Source organism: Pedococcus soli, from assembly GCF_054782575.1.
The window spans coordinates 664,995-683,739 of sequence record NZ_BAAGSF010000006.1 but is presented as its reverse complement, the minus strand read 5'-3'; the positions used below and the strand labels follow the sequence as shown (position 1 = coordinate 683,739).

General features: G+C 70.2%; 18 protein-coding genes. 9 read left to right on the top strand and 9 right to left on the bottom strand.

What is annotated here, in order from left to right; translation table 11 throughout:
- Positions 1–26: 26 nt before the first annotated feature.
- Positions 27–1,232 (top strand): cytochrome P450, encoded by a 1,206-nt coding sequence (locus ACYVKF_RS18540; RefSeq protein ID WP_460968400.1) that lies wholly within the window; start codon positions 27–29, stop codon positions 1,230–1,232.
- Here the strand turns inward: ACYVKF_RS18540 and ACYVKF_RS18535 are convergent.
- Complete coding sequence (locus tag ACYVKF_RS18535) at positions 1,210–2,304, bottom strand: threonine aldolase family protein (protein WP_460968398.1); 1,095 nt, start codon at positions 2,302–2,304, stop codon at positions 1,210–1,212. The two genes, ACYVKF_RS18540 and ACYVKF_RS18535, sit on opposite strands and share 23 nt — an antisense overlap.
- Before the next feature lie 148 nt (positions 2,305–2,452).
- Between ACYVKF_RS18535 and ACYVKF_RS18530 the strand changes: the two genes are divergently transcribed.
- Complete coding sequence (locus ACYVKF_RS18530; RefSeq protein ID WP_056917138.1) at positions 2,453–2,857, top strand: DUF1003 domain-containing protein; 405 nt, start codon at positions 2,453–2,455, stop codon at positions 2,855–2,857.
- Between the two features lie 87 nt (positions 2,858–2,944).
- Here the strand turns inward: ACYVKF_RS18530 and ACYVKF_RS18525 are convergent, their stop codons facing one another.
- Positions 2,945–3,319, bottom strand: a complete 375-nt coding sequence (locus tag ACYVKF_RS18525; protein ID WP_460968396.1) for a DivIVA domain-containing protein — start codon at positions 3,317–3,319, stop codon at positions 2,945–2,947.
- Between the two features lie 144 nt (positions 3,320–3,463).
- Positions 3,464–4,057, bottom strand: a complete 594-nt coding sequence (locus tag ACYVKF_RS18520) for a hypothetical protein (protein WP_056914803.1) — start codon at positions 4,055–4,057, stop codon at positions 3,464–3,466.
- Positions 4,058–4,216: 159 nt separating this feature from the next.
- On the opposite strand from ACYVKF_RS18520, the gene ACYVKF_RS18515 reads away from it, so the two are divergent.
- From ACYVKF_RS18515 to ACYVKF_RS18500, 4 genes are all read left to right on the top strand, one after another.
- Complete coding sequence (locus ACYVKF_RS18515; RefSeq protein WP_460968394.1) at positions 4,217–4,675, top strand: hypothetical protein; 459 nt, start codon at positions 4,217–4,219, stop codon at positions 4,673–4,675.
- Positions 4,676–4,684: 9 nt separating this feature from the next.
- On the top strand, positions 4,685–5,023 hold the full coding sequence (locus tag ACYVKF_RS18510) for a DUF6054 family protein (RefSeq protein WP_056914801.1): 339 nt from the start codon (positions 4,685–4,687) through the stop codon (positions 5,021–5,023).
- A 302-nt stretch (positions 5,024–5,325) separates the two neighbouring features.
- Positions 5,326–5,664 carry a hypothetical protein gene (locus ACYVKF_RS18505; RefSeq protein WP_460968393.1) on the top strand — a complete coding sequence of 113 codons (339 nt, stop codon included), beginning with the start codon at positions 5,326–5,328 and terminating at the stop codon, positions 5,662–5,664.
- Between the two features lie 92 nt (positions 5,665–5,756).
- On the top strand, positions 5,757–6,368 hold the full coding sequence (locus ACYVKF_RS18500; protein WP_460968391.1) for a phage baseplate assembly protein V: 612 nt from the start codon (positions 5,757–5,759) through the stop codon (positions 6,366–6,368).
- Here the strand turns inward: ACYVKF_RS18500 and ACYVKF_RS18495 are convergent.
- Positions 6,333–7,256 (bottom strand): NAD-dependent epimerase/dehydratase family protein, encoded by a 924-nt coding sequence (locus ACYVKF_RS18495; RefSeq protein ID WP_460968389.1) that lies wholly within the window; start codon positions 7,254–7,256, stop codon positions 6,333–6,335. The two genes, ACYVKF_RS18500 and ACYVKF_RS18495, sit on opposite strands and share 36 nt — an antisense overlap.
- 74 nt (positions 7,257–7,330) lie before the next feature.
- Between ACYVKF_RS18495 and ACYVKF_RS18490 the strand changes: the two genes are divergently transcribed.
- A complete protein-coding gene (locus ACYVKF_RS18490) occupies positions 7,331–8,029 on the top strand; it encodes a spermidine synthase (RefSeq protein ID WP_056914797.1) in 699 nt (232 codons plus the stop codon).
- 238 nt (positions 8,030–8,267) lie between these two features.
- Here ACYVKF_RS18490 and ACYVKF_RS18485 read toward each other — a convergent pair whose 3' ends face one another.
- The 4 genes from ACYVKF_RS18485 to ACYVKF_RS18470 are packed head-to-tail and all read right to left on the bottom strand — an operon-like array spanning position 8,268 to position 12,623.
- Entirely contained in the window at positions 8,268–9,122 is an 855-nt protein-coding gene (locus tag ACYVKF_RS18485; protein WP_056918496.1) for a carbohydrate ABC transporter permease, read from the bottom strand.
- Positions 9,119–10,300 carry a carbohydrate ABC transporter permease gene (locus tag ACYVKF_RS18480; RefSeq protein WP_460968386.1) on the bottom strand — a complete coding sequence of 394 codons (1,182 nt, stop codon included), beginning with the start codon at positions 10,298–10,300 and terminating at the stop codon, positions 9,119–9,121. The genes ACYVKF_RS18485 and ACYVKF_RS18480 overlap by 4 nt, the downstream gene beginning before the upstream one ends.
- A gap of 2 nt (positions 10,301–10,302) precedes the next feature.
- The gene (locus tag ACYVKF_RS18475; RefSeq protein WP_460968384.1) at positions 10,303–11,544 is read right to left on the bottom strand and encodes a sugar ABC transporter substrate-binding protein; all 1,242 of its coding nucleotides are present in this window, start codon (positions 11,542–11,544) and stop codon (positions 10,303–10,305) included.
- Positions 11,541–12,623, bottom strand: a complete 1,083-nt coding sequence (locus tag ACYVKF_RS18470; protein WP_460968382.1) for a LacI family DNA-binding transcriptional regulator — start codon at positions 12,621–12,623, stop codon at positions 11,541–11,543. Before ACYVKF_RS18470 ends, ACYVKF_RS18475 begins: the two co-directional genes overlap by 4 nt.
- 214 nt (positions 12,624–12,837) lie before the next feature.
- On the opposite strand from ACYVKF_RS18470, the gene ACYVKF_RS18465 reads away from it, so the two are divergent.
- Together ACYVKF_RS18465 and dxs are read left to right on the top strand one after the other, a co-directional pair.
- Complete coding sequence (locus ACYVKF_RS18465) at positions 12,838–14,949, top strand: amylo-alpha-1,6-glucosidase (protein WP_460968380.1); 2,112 nt, start codon at positions 12,838–12,840, stop codon at positions 14,947–14,949.
- Positions 14,950–15,050: 101 nt separating this feature from the next.
- Positions 15,051–16,919, top strand: coding sequence for a 1-deoxy-D-xylulose-5-phosphate synthase (dxs, locus tag ACYVKF_RS18460; RefSeq protein WP_056914792.1), 1,869 nt, complete (start codon positions 15,051–15,053; stop codon positions 16,917–16,919).
- Here dxs and ACYVKF_RS18455 read toward each other — a convergent pair.
- On the bottom strand, positions 16,873–18,723 hold the full coding sequence (locus ACYVKF_RS18455) for a helix-turn-helix domain-containing protein (RefSeq protein WP_056918499.1): 1,851 nt from the start codon (positions 18,721–18,723) through the stop codon (positions 16,873–16,875). The two genes, dxs and ACYVKF_RS18455, sit on opposite strands and share 47 nt — an antisense overlap.
- Between the last annotated feature and the right edge of the window lie 22 nt (positions 18,724–18,745).

The window sequence follows — 18,745 nt, the reverse complement described above, 5'->3', positions numbered from 1 at the left end:
GGGATCCGCCGTTCCACCATCGGAGTGTGAGCGATGAGGTGCAGGACCCGGCCCTCGAAGCTGAGAGGGCGCTCATGGGTGCGCTCTTCAGCCCGGACGGACGGAGCGACCCGGCGGCCACGGCGCGTTCGGTGCCGGTGGCCGGATGCAGTTATGCCTTCGTGACGGAGGCACTCCACGACCGGCGGCTGATGGCGACACCCATACCCCCGTCGGAGGATCTGATGTTCCAGGTCGCCGCACGGTTCATGTCGCGCGTCGACGGCGAGCGTCACACGGCGTCTCGAAAGGCGTTCAGCGGCCTGTTCTCGCCACGACGAGTTGAGCGGTACCGCGCACAGATCCAAGCCACCGCCGCCGAGCTGCTCGAGGCTCTGCCAGCCACCGGGCCAGTGGACATCGTGACCACGTTCGCTCACCCCCTCCCGTTCGCCGTCATCTGTCAGATCCTTGGCGTGCCGAAAAGCCAGCAGCCCTGGTTGGCCGAACGCATGGACACGTTCGGTCGAGGAGTGGCGGGCCAACGCGACCGGGCCAACATCGACGCCGGAAATGCGGCGGCGTCACAGATGCTCGCCTTCTTCGACGACCTCCTGCGCCAACGCCAACTCCGGCCCCAAGGCGACTTGCTCACCCTGCTCGGGGCCAGCGCAGCATCGGACGGGGCCCACGAGGACCTGCTCGCCAACTGCATCTTCTTCGTCCTCGCCGGACACGCAACCACCACAAGCCTGCTGACTGCCGGGGTTCACATCCTGTCGTCGCACCCCCACCACGTCACTGACCTCCAACAAGACCCTGCGGGCCGGATGCCGGCGGTCGAAGAGCTCCTGCGCCTCGTCTCACCAACGACCTTGACAGGTGTGACCGCAACTGCCGACGTGCAGATCGCCAGCTGTGAGGTCCCCGCCGGCGCCAACCGTGCCGTGGTCTTCGCCGCCGCCAACCGAGATCCGAGCACGTTCACAGACCCCGACACCTTCGACCCGACACGAACCCCGAACCCGCACGTGTCGTTCTCCGCCGGCGTCCACTACTGCTTGGGCGCACCGCTGGCTCGCCTCCACGCAGAAGTCGCCCTCCCCATGCTGTTCGGCTGCCTCCCAGGCCTGCGCACGATCGGCGACCCGACATGGTTGGGCAGCGTGCCCATCCGACAGGTTGCCAGCCTCGAGATCGACTGGGACGCGCACCGACAGGCACCGGCTGCTAGCCCGCTGCGTCCCGGATGACCTCCTGCAGGGCCTGGCGCACTTCCTGGGGATCGACGGTCATGGCGTTCTCACCGACGGTGACCTCGAACCGGCTGCACCTCGGCGACGTGGTGGGCCGCGGGTAGAGGAAGAGCTCGAGTCCCCGGCGCTCGACGAATCGCTGGTGTGCTGCCGCCAGTGCCTCGGGCGGCACTGGAACGATGACGTGGAAAAGAGGGGTCTGCGGCGGGTCAGGGACGACCTCGACGCCGGGGATGTCCTGGAGTGCCGCAGCGAGCTCGCGGGCTCGCTCCCAGAAGGCAGGCATCCTGGGCACGAGCGTGTCGAGTCCGATTTCCGCGGACACCGCCAGCGGCCACGCGTGGTGGAGCTGCCCACCCAGCCGCGCCCGCCACTGCCGAGCCTGGTCGATGAGGTCTGACCGCCCCGCGAGCACCGCCCCGGAAAGACCTTCAAGACCCTTGTACAGGGAGACGTAGACCGTGTCGAAGAGGTCGGCGATCTCGGCGTGCGGACGCCCGTAGTACGGCTGTGCCTCCCACAGCCGCGCGCCGTCGAGATGGGCCGCGATGCCTCGGGCGCGCAGCCAGGACGTCTGGGCGGTCAGCTCCTCCCACGAGGGGAGGCGCCCGCCGAGGTCGCGCTGGGGCAGCTCGAGGAGCACGGCGGCCAACGGCTCGCGGACAGCCTCCAGATCCTGCACGGTGACGAGGCGGTCGTGATCGCCGAGCAGCATTCCGTGCAGCTGGTGGACGATCTCGTACCCCTTGTGCTCGTGCACCTCGATGTGCGCCCTGGGGTGGAACCCGATCGTGCGACACGTGCGGGCGTCGGCGTGCAGCCTGAGGGCGACCTGCGAGGCCATCGCACCCGTGGGCATGAAGACCGCCGCCTCCTTGCCAAGCATCTCGGCGACGCGTCCCTCCAGCCGGGCCACCGCTCCACCCCGACCGTAGGTGTCCTGGTCGCCGTCCTCGACGCGCGAGAGGAACTGCTGCAGTCGGCGGGTCGGGGCTCGGCGCTGCTGCCCGTGCACGGAGAGCGATCTCGTCAGCTGTTCAGGGGCGCTGGGGGTGGCGTGGGACTCCATGGGTCCATCCTGACCCACACACCGGGGGAGTTCGTCGCAGCCGTCTGCGGCCATCCGCTCGGTAGGCCATCCCGACGAATTCGTGTGCGGTACACCGCCGCGTCGAAGGGAGTACGCGCGCATCGGTGCTGGGGGCGACCATTGAGCCATGACGCCCACCGAGTCCCCAGCCCACCCCCTGCATCCCGTCACGCGGGCGCTCACCGCCCAGCGCGCCGAGAACCTCCAACTGATGATTGCGGATCGCATCACCGCCTTCGCTGGATCGATGCCGTTCGTCTACCTCCACGCCGGAGCCTTCGCGGGCTGGATGCTGCTCGTCGAGAAGAGCCCGTGGCCGACGCTCACGCTCATCGTCTCCTTGGAAGCGATCTTCCTGTCGACGTTCGTGATGATCGGCCAGAACCGGCAGGCCGCGTTTCAACAGGCCAAGGCCGACCATGACTTCGTCGAGTCAGAGATCGAGCTGAAGACCAACACCGACCTCACCCGGCAGATCCACGCGCTGACGACCGAACTGCATCGGAGAGTTGTCACAGAAGGCAGAAGCTGAGTGAGGTGACAGGCTGAGGACCCGGCGTGGGCGCGGAGGTGCCGCCATCCAGCGTCGAGAGCGGATGGTGTCTTCCACACCACCGATTCACGTCCTCGGATCTCCGCGCAACCAGCGAAGGGCCTTCTGACCCAGCCCTTCCGACGGAGAAGCGATCGTGCCTGCCAAGGCCTGCGGATCGGGTCGACCTCCCTGTTCGTAGTAGTGGAAGGTCTCGATCACCTGCTCGAGGAAGTCATCGACTTCCTGCTCGTCATACCCGCGCCGAAGCTTGGTCGACGTGAAACGGTGCCCTGGGGTCGGAGAGGCGGGCGCCTCTGGCCCGGGTCGACCTCCCACCTCGTAGTAGCGCAGGGCGTTCGCAACCTCGTCCAGCAGGTCGTCGACCTCGCGCTCGTCATACCCGGCGTGAAACTGCGTCGGCGTGAGCGTCTTGTCCATGACGTCCTTCGAGGTGAGCACGGGGCCATCATGCGCCCCACCGAGGCGGTGACCTTAGAACTTGCCGAAGACCCACCGGTCGGACACGTCTGGACACCCGCTCGTCAAGGTCGTCGTGACCCACCCGACACGGGTGAGTTGCCGATCGGCCTGTGCCGGCGAGGGCTACGAGTGCTTGCCCAGCTCTCGACGGACGACGCGTCGGCGGAGGGTGGGGGAGGCCACGACCTCGTACCCGGCTTCGACGAAGACCTGCAGCAGCCCGACCGACGCCTCGTCCCAGATCACGGTCTTCCCCGGTGGCGGCTCGATCGGGTAGCCCTCGAGGACGCGGGCACCGACCTGCTCGCCGTACTCGATGGTGGCGGCGGCGAGCTCGTAGGTCAGCCCGGCTTGGCGAAAGCCCTTGCGCACGACGAAGCAGGTGACCGACCAGACGCCTTCGAGCTCGGGGTCCATCCGCATCCACGGCTGCTTCCGGCTCCACAGCCTGGGGTAGTTCTCGCGCGGCTCGATCGCGACCCAGCCGGCCGCCTCGCCGTCGACGTACCCGATCAGCCCGGAGGTCGGTCCCGGAGTGCCGCACGCGGTCTGCTCCACCAGGGCGGCGTCCCTCTGCTCCTGGGTGGTGTCGCGCCAGATCCAGCCGGGCACCTTCATCGCCTGGCACCGGCACTTGTGCGCGCCACCCGAGGCGAACACCGCATCGACGTCCTGGATCGCCGCCTGGTTCGCTGGGAGCCACGTGAAGTCAGGCACGCGCTTCTCCTGTCTCGAGTCACCGTGCAAAGGGACTGTCCCAGTGGGCGCGGTCGGCTTCGACCACCTCGTCAGGCTCCCATGGGACGACCCGCTCCTGCGACGACTTAGCAGCAGAAAGCGGTCATTCCGTCGCGAGCCGGCAGTAGGGTCAGCGACGTGGGGGTGCGCAAGCTGCTCGGGTCGCTGGGGTTGGTCCTGCTCTGCGCGGCGTGGGGTGTGTTGCTGTTCGGTCTGTTCGGCCTTCCCGCGTCCGACGACCCGATGGTCGAACTCGAGGCGGGGCCGTCGTTCGCCATCAACCTCGAGGTCTACCTGCCCGCGATCGTGCTGACCCTCGTCCTGCTCCTGGCGGTCCTGGCCGTGCTGAGGGACCGGGCTGCTACCGCGGTCGGGATCGGCGCGGCCCTGGTGGCCGGAGCGTTCGCGGCATGGGTGCTGAACGAGGAGCCGTTGCTCGACTACCTCCCGCAGCTGCGAAGCACCCTGCTGTTCTCCGGGGGACTGAGCATGCTGTCGCTGCTGCTCTTCCTCGGCCGATCGGCAGTGACCCTCGAACCGCAGGCACGCTCCACCGACCCCTCGATTTCTCCCACATGGGCGCCCCCGCGGTTCTAGCGTGAGCGCATGGCGCACTACGAGCGGGACCTGACCGGGAACGTGGACGACCTCGTCGCCCACCTGGACCGCGCCATCCCGCAGGGGAGCATCAGCGCGAAGTACGAGGCGGGATCGGACCACCGGGTCGGTGACGCGCGGATGCTGGTGCGGGCGTACGAGCGCTACAGCGCCCTGGGTGGCAACCGGGTGAGCCTGTGCATCAGCGTCCTCGCGGTGGGTGAGGAGATGTCGCTCTCGATGGTGAGCGCGGGTGGCAGCGAAGCCGTGTTCTTCAAGGTCAACACCTTCGGCGAGGAGGCCTTCCTCGAACGCGCCATCCAGGCCCTCGAGGCCTACCCGGGCTGAGTCGCGACTTCCATGGACATGACATCGTCGCCGGACCCGCTGATCGACGCCACCCCTCGGCTCCCTGCCACCGGTGAGCGGGCCCTGGTCCTCGGCGGTGCCGGCTCGGCGGCTCGACGGCGCAGCGCTGGCGGGCCGTCGCCACCGGGTACGCGCGGGTGCTGGTGCTCTCACCGCGACCACCCGTCGCTGCCGGACAGGCTCGGATCCTGTTGCACCACAGGCGTATCAACAGCAGCTCCGGGCCCTCCTTGCTGACAGAGGGGTTGGACGTCCTGCCCGGCCCACGGTTGGAGGTCGTCATGCGCGACACATTCACCGCCCGGATCTCGAGCCTGGCAGTCATCGTGGCTGCTCTCTCGACCCTGGGAGCCGTGATCTACCTGTCGGTGCGGGGCCAACAGGTCAATGAGTACCTGGCAGGCCTGGCCGGTCTGACCATCGGCGCGCTCCTGCCGTCGCCCCTGTCTCCATCAGGAGCGACGACCGGAGCGACGGGAACGTCGTCCGGAGCGACGTCCGGAGCGGTGACCACTGCCACGCCGGGTGCCACACCCGCGGGGTCACCCGGACTCGCCACAGGACTCGCCACCGGGGTGGCCAACGGGGGGAGCCGGGGCAGTGCCGACGTGGCGCGGTGAGCCGGCGCAGCACGGCATACCGGGTTGCTGCATGCCTTGGCTGGGAGACGACGGGCGCGGACAATGACGGCCATGAACACACGCGTGCGGTCATGAGCAGCGCAGGCGGTCCCGAGGGCCGGCCGCAGCTCGACGACCTCGTCGAGCGGGCCCGCGCCGGGCTGCGCGACTGGACGGACCGGACCGACCACGACCCTGGCGTGGCGCTCCTGGAACTGTTCGCGTTCGTGGGGGAGCTGCTCGCGAGCCACGCGGACCGCATCGCTGACGAGGCCTACCTCGGCGAGGAGGGACGGGCCGGGCTCGACCTCGGTGACGGTGTGCACGGTCGTCGGCCGCCAGGGGGTCGCTCGATCAGCGCGCGCTACCGGCAGGGTGGTGGGTACGTCGCGGTGCGCCAGCAACAGGGCCGGGTGCCGCTCGACGGCGACGTGGTGGAGGAGCCGCCGCGCCCCGCCATCGGCGTGCACCGGGCGGTCGTCGTGAACAACATCGACCCGCTCCTGCGCAGTCGCCTGCTGGTGTCGGTCCCCGACGTGACCGTGGAGGACGGACCGGTATGGGCCGTGGCCTGCCTTCCAGCAACCGTCCCCTCCGCCGAGGGCGGGGAACCACCCGTTCCTGCGGTCGGCGACGGGGTGTGGGTGGCGTTCGAGGGTGGCGACCCGTCATTTCCCGTCTGGCTGGGGCGCAACGGCGGCTGAGGGGTCCTCGAGGACGTCGCGCCACGAGTGCCGGGGCGCGTACCCGAGGAGGTCGCGCGCCTTGTCGATGGAGTAGAACGTCTCGTCGCGGCCCATCTCCCGTCGCTGCTCGACCCCGGCGTAGAAGCGCTCGCGGACCTCGTCGGTCGTCACGGCGACAGACATGTCGGCGTTGGCGACGTTGAAGACCTCGTACCCCAGTCCGTCGACCTCGAGGCAGCGCTGGACCATCTGGCCCAGGTCCCGGGTGTCGATGTAGGCGAAGATGTTCCGCCGCCGCAGGGAGGGGTCCGCCAGGAACGCCGGGAACAGCTCGGCGTACTCGTGCGGCTCGATGACGTTGTTGATGCGCAGGCCGTAGACGTCGGTGCCGGTCCGGGCCTGGAACGACCGCGCGGTCACCTCGCCCGCCACCTTGGACATCGCGTAGGAGTCCTCCGGGACGGTGGGGTGGTCCTCGTCGACCGGGACGTACAGCGGACGCCGCTCGCCCTGCGCGAAGCAGATCCCGTACGTCGTCTCGGATGAGGCGAAGACGACCTTGCGGATGCTGAGGCGGGTCGCGGCCTCGAGCACGTTGTAGGTGCTTAGCACGTTCGTCGCGTACGTGGCCGCGTCGGTCGTGAGGAGGATCCGGGGGACCGCGGCGAAGTGCACCACGGCGTCGTACGCGGGCTTCTCCGCGAGCTCCAGCTCCTCCATCCGAGCCAGGCCCGCCATGGCGGAGTAGGTCTCACCGATGTCGGTGAGGTCGACCCGCAGGTCGGCGACGTCGGGATGGCCCAGGGGGACGAGGTCGGCGTTCGTCACGTCGTGACCCTGCTCGGCCAGGTGGGCCGCGACGTGCTTGCCGGCCTTGCCGCTGCCACCGGTGAAGAAGATGCGCATGTCCTGATCCAACCATCGTGGGGGCGGGCCGGCGCGCGGGCCGGGGCCGGGCGTGACGGGACTAGTCTCGGCAGGTGAAGATCGAGGAGCTGGACTTCGGCGACACCCCTTGGGGCGAGATCAGCCTTCGGCGGCGCTGGGACCGCGTCACCGAGCGCGACGTGCACGAGGTCAAGCTCGGCGACGACTTCCTCATGTCCAGCCAGTTCACCGTGGGTGAGCAGGAGCTGTCGCGCATCGGGCTGGCCGCCACGCCCGGCACCTCGCTCACGGTCCTCGTCGGCGGCCTGGGCCTCGGGTACACGGCGGCCGCCGCCCTCGAGGACGACCGCGTCGCCGAGCTGACCGTCATCGAGGCGCTCGAGGCCGTCATCTCCTGGCACGAGCGAGACCTGTTCCCGGACACCCGTGGGCTGGCGGCTGACCCCCGCGTGCGCCTGGTCCGCGACGACTTCTTCGACGTGGTGCGGACCGGCCGCGCCGACCGCACGTACGACGCGGTGCTGGTGGACATCGACCACGCGCCGGACTGGCTGCTGCGCGACGACCACGGTGACCTCTACACCGTCGAGGGCTTCGCCCGGGTGGGCGCGATGCTCGTCGACGGTGGGGTGTTCGCGCTGTGGTCCGACGAGCCGCCGGAGCCCGAGGTGGTGCGACGCATGGGGGAGGCCTTCGAGCGCGCCGACGCCCACGTGGTCCCGTTCCCCAACCCGCTCACCGGCGGCGAGTCCGCCAACACCGTCTACCTCGCCGTCAGCCCGAGGCGCTGAGCGCGGCCTCCTCGATCTTCGCGCGGTGGCCCGTCCACCACCGGTCGTCGCGCGAACCCGGCGCGGTGTCCTCCGGTCGTGGCCAAACGGGCCCACCCTGCCGTATGGCGCCTGGGGTGGGCCGGGGAAGGCTGCACCCGGTCCGGGGACACCAGAGCCTGGGCGCACGCGGCGAAGCGGTGCAGACGGGCCGGGTGCGTCCCTCCGGCCCGCCTGCAGCTGTGAGGCCCCGATCGCGCTAGCCCTTGTCGGCACCCTCGTTGCCGCCACGGACGAACTGCCGCTGGAAGGCGAAGAACAGCAGGGCCACCGGGATGGTGGTGAGCAACGCCGCACCGAGCTTGAGCGGGTACTGCGATCCGGCGCCTAGATCACCGCTGGCCAGGCTCGCCAGTCCCGTCACCAGGGTCTTGAGCTCCGGGCTCTGCGTGGTCACCAGGAAGTGCGTGAACTCGTTCCACGACCCCTGGAACGACAGGATCGTCAAGGTGATCAGGGCCGGTCGTGCCATCGGCAGCACCACCGACCAGAAGGTGCGGAACACCCCGGCCCCGTCGATCCGGGCGGCCTCCTCGACCGACACCGAGATGGAGTCGAAGAACTGCTTCATGATGAACACCCCGGCCGCGTCCACGAGCAGGGGCAGCACCATCGCGGAGTAGGTGTTGTAGATCCCGAGGTAGCTGACCATGAGGAACTTCGGGATGAGCAGGGCCACGCCGGGGACGCTCATCACGGCCAAGACGGTCGCGAACATGAACTTGCGGCCCCGGAACTTCAACCGGGACAACGCATATCCCGCCAGGCTGTCGAAGAACACCCTGGCGGCGGTCACGACCAGGGTGATCACGACCGAGTTGCCCAACCAGCGCGTGATCGGCACGGAGCTGTCGCCACCGATGCCGAAGATGCGCTTCCATGCCGTGGTGTCGAACGGGTTGGGCACCAGGCTCAGGGGGCTGTCGGTCGAGGCGCTGTCGGTCTTGAACGACGTCGCGATCTGGATGAGGAACGGGTAGAGGTAGATCACCGAGAACAGCACGAGCACGACATAGAAGAGGATGAGCTTCCATCCGGTGGTGCGCCTGGTCATAGCGTCGTGCCTCTCGCTGCGCCGGAGTCGGCGACCTCGTCGTTGGCCAGGACCGCGGTGGCCGGGGCCGCGGGTCCGCTTCGGGTGCCCGATGTGGCCATAGGTTCGCGCCGGCCACGTCGCGGGGTGTCCTTGTCGCGCATGAGCCACCGCTGGAACCCGGTGAGCGCGATGATCAGCAGGAACACGATGAACGACATGGCCGCACCGCTGCCGTAGTCGAGGCTCGTGAAGGACTGCTTGTAGGACAGGAAGGCAGGGGTCAGCGTCGTGTTGGCCGGCGCACCCTTGCCCATGACGTAGATCTGGTCGAAGACCTGCCACGTGCCGATCAGTCCGAGGGTGGTGACGAGGAAGATCGTCGGCTTGAGCATCGGCAGCGTGACGAATCGCAGCTTCTGCCAGGGGGAGACCCCATCGAGGGCCGCTGCTTCGTCGACCTCGACGGGCAGGTCCTGCAGCGCGGCCAGGAACATCAGCATGAACGTGCCGGTGGTGGTCCAGATCGCGAGGATGATGACGACGCACATCGCCACCGACGGTCCGGAGATCCACTCCCAGACCGACCTGCCGAGCACCTCGCCCTGGGCCCACGACGGATTGTCCTCGACGCCCACGGCGTTGAAGAAGATGTGGAACAGCCCGCGGGAGTCGCTGAACCACGCGGGTCCCTGGATCCCGAAGATCTCCAGGACGGCGTTGACCGCGCCGGAGTTGGCGAACAGGAAGAGGAACACCACGCTGATCGCGATCGAGCTGGTCACCGAAGGGAAGTAGAACGCGGTCCGAAAGAAGCTCTTGCCCTTGAGGAAGCGGTTGCTGACGATCAGGGCCAGAAAGAACGAGATGGCGGTTTGCAGCGGCACGACGAAGAAGACGTACCAGAAGTTGTTGCCCAGTGACTGCATGAAGTTGTCGCGCTTCAGGCCGTCCTGGGTGAAGAGCGCCGTGTAGTTGCGCACTCCGACCATCGGGGCGTTCTCCCCGCCCTGGAACGGCGAGCCGTTGCCCTTCCAACCGGTGAAGCTGACGTAAAGCGCCATCAGGACCGGGATGAACAGGAACAGGCCCAGCACGATGATCATGGGCGAGATGAACAACCAGCCGGCTGCTCCCTCGCGACCGCGGATCCCGCCGCCGCGCTGGCGGCGACGGGACCCGATGGTGGTGGTGGTCACGGTCACTGGCCCTTGAGGGCCGAGTCACCGTTCTTCTGCAGGGTGGCCAGGATGGACTTGGGGTCCTTGGTGGCCAGCTGCTCGAGGTCGGTGTTGAACGCCGACATCACCGGGTCGAAGCCGGCGAGGTTGACCGGGCCGGTGCCGTAGTCGCCACCGGCGGCGAACGCCGCGTCGTCCGGGAACTGCGCGGCGTACTGCTTGGCGCCCTCGGTGGTGGACGGCATGACGCCGAAGGCCTTGGCGAAGGTCATCTGCTGGTCCACGGAGGTCAGCGACTTCACGAGGTCGACTGCGGCCGCCTGGTTCTTGGACTTGGCGGCGATGCCCCAGCAGTTGCTGAACAGCAGCGTGCCCTTGCCGGCCGGACCGGCGGGGAGCTCGACCACCTTGGTCTTGATGTCGGGGAAGTCGTTCTTGAGCGCACCGCGGATCCAGTTGCCCTCGATGGTCATAGCGGCCTTGCCCTTGCCGAGCGCCTCACCACCCCAGCCCGCGTCGACCTGCTTGGCGTACTTCATCGAGCCGGACTTGAGCAGCTTCTGCGCCTCGGTCAGGCCCGCGACGTTCTCGGGGGAGTCGGCGGTGACCGTCTTGCCGTCCTTGCTGACGACCCAGCCGCCGGACTGCAGCATGAACGCGCCGAGGCGGGCCCACTCGCCACCGATGACGAGGCCGGTGACCTTGCCGCTGGTGAGCTTCTTGGCGACGGTCTCCAGGCCGGTCCAGTCCTTCGGGATGTCAGCGTCGGTCAGGCCCGCCTTGGTCCAGAGGTCGGTGTTGATGATCAGGCCCAAGGTCGAGAAGTCCTTCGGCGCGCACTGGAGCTTGCCGTCGTAGGTGTAGGTCTGGACGAGGCTGTCGAGGTAGCCGGCGTCCTTGACCTGGTCTCCGTACGCGTACAGGTTGCCGGCCTTGGCGAAATCGCCGATCCGGGCGGCATCGGCGTAGAAGACGTCCGGGGGCGTGCCGCCGGCGAAGCCCTGGCCGAGCTGCTGGTTGAGGTCGGAGGCCACGACGACCTCCGCGGTGTTGCCGGACTTCTTGCTCCACGCGTCGGCGGCGGCCTTGACCGCGGCCGTCTCCGCGTCGCCGGACGTGCCGATGAGGATCTGCAGCTTGGCCGGGCCGGACGTCTGCTGGGGGCTGGAGCTCTTGCTGTCGAACCCGCCTCCGCCACAAGCGGACAGGGCAAGTGCGGACGTGGTCACGAGGACCAGTCCCATGGTGGTGGTGCGCCTCATTGCTGCTCCTCGGTGATGAGAGTGTCGTGCGGCCGGGTGGCCGCCGACGAGGGGGTGCGGGTGCTGCTGGAACGAACCGTGAGCTCGGGGACGAGCAGGACGGGTTCGGTGCTTCGGGGGGACAGGAGCATCCGCCAGGCGGTCTGGGCCGCCTCGGCGATGGGCTGCCGGATGCTTGTGACCGATAGGGCCTCGGCCACGTCGGTGTCGTCGAAACCGACCACGCCGACGTCCGGGCCGAGGGCCAGGCCCGCGTTGCGGGCGGCGCGGACGGCGCCGAGGGCGAGCATGTCGGAGGCGCAGACGACGGCGCTCCCGGGACCGAGGCGGGCGAGCAGGCGCTCGGCCGCTGCGGTGGCCTGGTCGAGGTCCTGCACCGACTCCTCGGCCTCGGCCTCGTCGGGGTCGGTGCGGCCGGCGTCGGCGAGCCCCGCGAGCCAGCCGTTCCGGCGGTCGTCGCCGACGGGGGAGCCGGCCGGCCAGCCGAGGAAGCCGATCCGGTCGTACCCGGCCTCGACGAGGTGTGCCACGGCGTGGCGGACGCCGATCCCGCCGTCGACGTCGACCCACTGGTGCAGGTCGGGCAGGTCCCAGACGCGACCGAAGGCGACGAAGGGCACGTCGTGCTCGAGCAGCCACTGCGGGCGGGGGTCGCCGGGACGGGTGTCCGCGAGGACGAACCCGTCGACGAGTCCGGTGGCGAGGGTCTGCCGGTAGCCCTCGACGACGTCCTCGGGATCCGGGGCGAAGGTCATGACGTGCGAGCCGTGGCCGGGTGCGGCGACGGTGAGCTGGACGAGGAACTCGTCGAGGATGTGGCCCATCCTGGCGTGGCCGGAGGGGTTGACCTCGAACCCGAACGCGGCAGCCTTGCGACGGCGCAGCTGCTGGGCCGTGACGTGAGGGGTGAACCCGAGGCGGGCGATCTCCGCGCGGACGCGTTCCAGCGTCGGGGGAGCGACCTTGTCCGGGCGGTTGAGCACGTTGCTCACGGTCTGGCGGGAGACGCGAGCGGCACGGGCGACGTCGACGATGGTCGCCCGCGTCGACGGCACGGTGACCCTCGACCCTTCCGCCATGGCTCGCTCCCTTGCGATCTGGTCGTGCGATGTGATCGTTCAAATCGGAACGGGTTTGAACGTTCCAACAAATGCGAGCATGCTGCACGCACCCGGCATCGTCAAGGGCATGATGGGATGGCGAACCGACCGACCGAGCTGGCGCGCTGCGTCGTCGCGACGGTGCCGACAGCTCGCTGACCTGCCCAGACGTCGACGGAGAGAAGGCAAACAGGTGTCCGACCACGAGGCGACGGAGGCTGCCGGAGCAGCTGTCCCGGCGCGGCAACCCTGGCTCCACGAGCTCACCATCTGCGTGAACGGCAACGCCACGGCCCTGTCCGGTACCTGTGGGGACATCGACCCGGGGACCCCGCACGGTCTGTACGTCGACGACGTGCGGGTGCTCAGCACGGCGACCGTTCGGCTCGACGGCGAAGCACCCGCCTTCGTGGCCCAGGGTGCGAGCGGCGCGCGCGCCGAGTTCGTGCTCTCGGCCCGCAACCTCGGCAACCCCGGCCCTGACCCCACCGTCGAGGTGCACCGCACCCGGGTGCTCGAGGACGGTGCCATGGTCGAGCGGCTGGTCCTCACCTCGCGGGCCAGCCAGACGGTCACGACCACGCTGAGCGTCGAGCTGGCCGGCGACGGTGCACCGATCGGCTCCGTCAAGGCCGGGCACGTCGTGCAACCCCAGGTGCTCCCGTCCCGCGAGGGTGACGCCCTCGTGTTCTCCTTCGACCGGCACACGACCCGTGTCGAGCTCGACCCGGCGCCCGCTGCCGTGGTCCTGTCCGACGGTCGGGCCGTCGTCGACCTGCAGCTGTCGGCCGAACCCGGTGGGAGCACCGAGGCCACCCTGCGTGTCGCGACGTCCCGCGAGTCCGCATCGGCCCTGGACGCAGACCCCGGGCACGCCGCCGTCACCTGGGCCGGGGTGCGGGTCGTCGCCGACGACCCGCGGCTGAGCCAGCTCGTCGCCCGTTCGGTGGACGACCTCCAGAACCTGCTGCTGCGCGACCCCGAGGACGCCGACGACGTGTTCGCCGCGGCCGGAACCCCTTGGTACCTCACGCTCTTCGGACGTGACTCCATCTGGGCTGCGCGCATGATGCTGCCCTTCGGTACCGACCTCGCCGGTGGCACCCTGCGCGTCCTCGCGCGCAGGCAGGGGACGAAGGTCGACCCGCGGAGCGCCGAGGCGCCTGGCAAGATCCCCCACGAGCTGCGCCGCACGGCATACCTCGATCCCGAGAGCGGACTGGCGCTGCCGCCCGTCTACTACGGCACGGTCGACGCCACGGCTCTGTGGGTGACGTTGCTCGTGGAGGCGTGGCAGTGGGGTCTGGCCGAGGACGAGGTGCGTGCCCTGCTGCCCAACGTGCGCGCCGCCCTGGGCTGGCTCACCACGGACGGCCGCCCCGACGACGACGGGCTGCTCAAGTACCTCGACACCTCCGGCAGCGGCCTGGCCAACCAGGGCTGGAAGGACTCCGGAGACTCCATCCGCTGGCGCGACGGGCGCGTCGCCGACGCCCCCATCGCTCTCGTCGAGGCCCAGGCGTATGCCGTCGAGGCCCTCTCCGGCGCCGCGCGCCTCCTGCGCGCCCTGGGTGAGGACGGGGCGGACGACGCCGAGCGGCAGGCCAAGGAGCTGCGCGAGCGGATCGCGGACCGGTTCTGGGTGCAGACCGACGCCGGTCGCCACCTCGCGATCGCGCTCGACGGGCACGGCGAGGCCGTCGACGGCCTCGGTTCCAACATGGGGCACGTCCTCGGCACCGGTGTCCTGACGGAGGCCGAGTCCGCCTCGGTCGCCGCCCAGCTGACCGGCGAGGAGCTGCTCGACGAGTTCGGCATCCGCACCCTCGGCAGCGGCAACGGTGGCTTCAACCCCATCGGGTACCACACCGGTTCGATCTGGACCCACGACACGGCCATCGCTGCTCTGGGCCTTGCGCGAGAAGGACATCGGGCCGAGAGCGCCCTCGTGGCCCGCTCGCTCGTCGCCTCGGGGGAGGCGTTCGACCACCGCTGGCCCGAGCTGTACTCCGGGTTGCCCATGATGGGCCGCCCGTCGCCCTACCCGGCGTCGTGCCGTCCGCAGGCCTGGTCGGCGGCGTCCGCGGGTGCCCTCGTCACGGTCGCCCTCGGGCTGCGGGCCGACGTGCCCGCCGGGTACGTCGACATCGACCCGGTGGTGCCGGCCCCGTTCGGCGCGGTGCGGGTCGAGGGACTGCGCATCGGGGACGCCACCGTCACCGTGAGCGTTGACAGGGACGGGCAGGTCGAGGTGACCGGGACACCGCACGGTGTCGAGGTCAGGGTGCGCGGCGGCAACGCCTAGCCGCAACGCTTAGACTCAGTCGCTTGCCCGATGCGGTGGACCGTGGCGTGGACCCGCTGCGGTCGACCGGGCGAACCGACTGTGTGAAAGGACGGCCCTGCGTGGGACTGCTCGAGACGATCCAGAGCCCCGCCGACCTCAAGGCGCTGCCCGCGCCCCAGGTCGCCGAGCTCGCCCGTGAGATCCGTGCGTTCCTCGTGGAGTCGGTGTCCAAGACCGGTGGCCACCTCGGACCCAACCTCGGTGTCGTCGAGCTCACCATCGCCCTGCACCGGGTCTTCGACAGCCCCCGCGACACGATCGTCTTCGACACCGGCCACCAGTCCTACGTCCACAAGCTGCTGACCGGCCGCCACGACTTCAGCAAGCTCAAGAAGCAGGGCGGCCTGTCCGGCTACCCCAGCCGCGCCGAGTCCGAGCACGACGTCGTCGAGAACTCGCACGCCTCCACCGCCCTGTCGTGGGCGGACGGCATCGCCAAGGCGCGCCGCCTCAAGGGCGAGCGCGGGCGCCACACGGTCGCCGTCATCGGTGACGGGGCACTCACCGGCGGCATGGCGTGGGAGGCCATCAACAACATCGCCGCCGACAAGGACCTGCCGCTGACGATCATCGTCAACGACAACGAGCGTTCCTACGCTCCCACCATCGGCGGACTCGCGGACCACCTCGCCACGCTGCGCACGACCCGGGGCTACGAGCGGTTCCTCGACTGGGGCAAGAACACCCTGCACCGCACCCCAGTCGTGGGCGGCGCGATGTACGAGACGTTGCACGGCATGAAGAAGGGCATCAAGGACATCGTCGCCCCGCAGGGGATGTTCGAGGACCTGGGCCTGAAGTACCTCGGCCCGGTCGACGGGCACGACGAACCGGCGCTGGAGTCCGCGCTGCGCAAGGCCCGCGCCTTCGGTGGGCCGGTGCTGGTGCACGTCATCACCCAGAAGGGCCGGGGCTACCAGCCGGCCGTCAACGACGACGCCGACCAGTTCCACAGCGTCGGCAAGATCAACCCCGAGACAGGGCTGCCGTTCGAGGTCAGCGGTCGGATCTGGACCGACGAGTTCAACGACGAGATGGTCGCCCTCGGCGCCGAGCGCCCCGACCTCGTCGCCCTCACCGCGGCGATGCTCATCCCCGTCGGGCTCGACGGGTTCGCCGCGGCCTACCCCGACCGCGTGTTCGACGTCGGCATCGCCGAGCAGCACGCGACGACCATGGCCAGCGGGCTGGCGTTCGCCGGGCTGCACCCGGTGGTGGCGGTCTACGCGACGTTCCTCAACCGCGCGTTCGACCAGCTGCTCATGGACGCCGCGCTGCACAAGGCCGGCATCACCTTCGTCCTCGACCGTGCCGGCGTCACCGGCAGCGACGGCGCGTCGCACAACGGCATGTGGGACATGGCGATCGCCTCGATCGTCCCCGGCCTGCGCCTCGCCGCGCCGCGTGACGGCCAGCAGGTCCGTATGCAGCTGCGCGAGGCCGTGGACGTCGCCGACGCCCCGACCGTGATCCGTTTCCCCAAGGGCGACGTGGGCGACCCGGTGCCGGCCGTGCGCCAGGTGGGTTCGCTGGACGTCCTGCACGAGACGTCGACGGAGGCCTGCGACCTGCTCGTCGTGGGGGTGGGTGCGTTCGCCGCGCTGTCCGTCGACGTGGCCGGGAAGCTCGAGGCGCAGGGACTGCGGGTCACCGCGGTCGACCCGCGCTGGGTGCTGCCCGTGAGCGACGACCTGGTCGAACTGGCCCGCACCGCCGGTGCCGTCGCGGTCGTCGAGGACAACCTCGTCACGAGCGGTGTGGGGGTGGCCGTCACGGTCGCCCTGCGCGACGCCGGCCTCGACGTGCCGGTGCACCTGCACGGCATACCGAAGACGTTCCTCGACCACGCCTCGCGCGGTCAGCTCCTGGACGAGCTGGGGCTCACCGCCGACGCGGTGGCGACGTCGCTGGCGACGCGCCTGCACTGAGCCGGCGCAGCCGCAGTGCCAGCTGCAGCTCCAAGGCCGGGTCCGGCTGCTGCCAGTGCGCGCCCAGCAGTGCCGAGATGCGTTCGAGCCGCTGGCTCACCGTGTTGACGTGGACGTGCAGCTGGGTCGCGGCGTGCCGCGGGCTGCCACCGGCGTCGAAGTAGGCCTGCAGGGTCTTCACCAGCTCGGAGCCGCGCCTGGCGTCGTAGTCGAGCAGGGGGCCGAGGTGGTCGGTGACGTAGCCGTCCACGTCGGGGGCCGAACCGACGACGAGGCCCGCGAAGCCGAGGTGGGCCGAGCTGGCGCCGGTGCCGCCGAGGCCGAGCGACTCCAGCGCCTGAACGGTCCGCACCGCCTCCGCCCAGGTGGCCGGGACGTCGTCGCCGAGGCTCACGGGCCCTGCGGCGCCGACGCTGACCCGGCCGAGGCGGCCCAGCCGACGGGCCAGCTCGCCGGCCGCCTGGTGGGCGTCGTCGGAGGGGACCAGCGCCACGACGCGACCGTCGTGCTCGCCCACCACGGAGTCCGGTCCGGCCGCCGCGTGGGCGGCGAGCAGCAGGGTGCGGCGCGGCACCTGGCCGTCGGCGTCCGCTACCAGTACGGCGTGGGGGACGGTGGGGTCGACGCCCTCGCCGCGCGCGCGCGAGGCGAGGGTCTGGGGGTCGCCGCGTCCGCTGACGAGGTCGGCGACGAGGTCGGTGCGCACCCGCTGCTCGGCCTCTGCGGCGGTGCGCTCGAACAGGAGCACGAGGGCGGTGACGACGGAGGCGCGCTCGACGGTGCGCCGGTCGGCGTCGTCGAGGACCCCGACACCGCCCAGCACCAGCACTCCGAGCGGGGTCTGCGGAGCCTTGACGCCGATGGCCCACCGGTCGCCCGGGGCGTCGTGGGCGAGGCGGCCCGAGGCCTGCGTCATCCGGACGACGGGGGAGTCGGCCAGCAGGCCCGCGCGGGAGTCGTCGGTCGGCGGCGCGTCACCGTGCGTGCTGAGGCACTCACCCTCGGAACCCAGCAGCACGACCCAGCCACCGAGCAGGTCGCCGAGCGCCTTGGTGATGTCGTCGACCCCACCACCGGCGAGCACCAGCTCGGCGAACCGGTCGTGCGCGGCAGCGGCCCGCTCGACCCCGGCCGTGTGGCGGCGGACCTCTTCGGCGCTGCGGGTCTGCACGATGGAGACGGCGGCCAGCGCGGCGAGCGAGCCGAGCAGGGCGACCTGGTCGGGGGAGAACGGTCGCGGTGAGCGGTTCGCGGCGAAGAGCACCCCGACGAACTCGTCCTCGACGGTGAGCGGGGTCCCGCAGATCGACACCAGGCCTTCGTCACCGACGGCGCTGTCGATGGTCCCGGTGTGCTGGAACCGGTGGTCGTGCAGGTAGTCGGCGCTCCAGTAGGGCTTGCGCGTCGAGGCGACCAGGCCGCCGAGGCCGTCGCCGAGGGAGAGTCGCACGCTCTGGAACTCCACACTGACCGAGCCGTCGGTGGCACGCATGAAGGTGTCACCGGCCCGGGGGTCGTACAGCGTGAGGTAGGCGACGTCGGTGCCGATGAGGGTGCGGGCCCGCCGGACGATCGCCTCGAGGATGCCGCTGGGGTCGCGCAGGGCGGCGAGGTCCCGCGCGGTCTCCACGAGCGCGGTCAGCTCCGCCTCGCGGCGGCGCCGTGAGTCGAACGCCGCCCGCACCCGCAGGGCCAGCTCGCGGGCCTCACCACCGGGATCGGCCACGGTCCCCAGCTCCGACGCGGGTGCCCCCTCCGCCAGCAGGCGCAGGAGGGTCATCGCTGAGTCGTCGTGGGCGTCCATCGAGTCGGATCCTAGGCGGCCG

What these genes read in the sequence shown, in the direction of transcription:
- ACYVKF_RS18535 (WP_460968398.1), bottom strand. Translation starts at nt 2,304, where the DNA reads ATGGAGTCCCACGCCACCCCCAGCGCCCCTGAACAGCTGACGAGATCG.
- ACYVKF_RS18530 (WP_056917138.1), top strand. Translation starts at nt 2,453, where the DNA reads ATGACGCCCACCGAGTCCCCAGCCCACCCCCTGCATCCCGTCACGCGG.
- ACYVKF_RS18510 (WP_056914801.1), top strand. Translation starts at nt 4,685, where the DNA reads ATGGCGCACTACGAGCGGGACCTGACCGGGAACGTGGACGACCTCGTC.
- ACYVKF_RS18505 (WP_460968393.1), top strand. Translation starts at nt 5,326, where the DNA reads ATGCGCGACACATTCACCGCCCGGATCTCGAGCCTGGCAGTCATCGTG.
- ACYVKF_RS18500 (WP_460968391.1), top strand. Translation starts at nt 5,757, where the DNA reads ATGAGCAGCGCAGGCGGTCCCGAGGGCCGGCCGCAGCTCGACGACCTC.
- ACYVKF_RS18495 (WP_460968389.1), bottom strand. Translation starts at nt 7,256, where the DNA reads ATGCGCATCTTCTTCACCGGTGGCAGCGGCAAGGCCGGCAAGCACGTC.
- ACYVKF_RS18485 (WP_056918496.1), bottom strand. Translation starts at nt 9,122, where the DNA reads ATGACCAGGCGCACCACCGGATGGAAGCTCATCCTCTTCTATGTCGTG.
- ACYVKF_RS18475 (WP_460968384.1), bottom strand. Translation starts at nt 11,544, where the DNA reads ATGAGGCGCACCACCACCATGGGACTGGTCCTCGTGACCACGTCCGCA.
- ACYVKF_RS18470 (WP_460968382.1), bottom strand. Translation starts at nt 12,623, where the DNA reads ATGGCGGAAGGGTCGAGGGTCACCGTGCCGTCGACGCGGGCGACCATC.
- ACYVKF_RS18455 (WP_056918499.1), bottom strand. Translation starts at nt 18,723, where the DNA reads ATGGACGCCCACGACGACTCAGCGATGACCCTCCTGCGCCTGCTGGCG.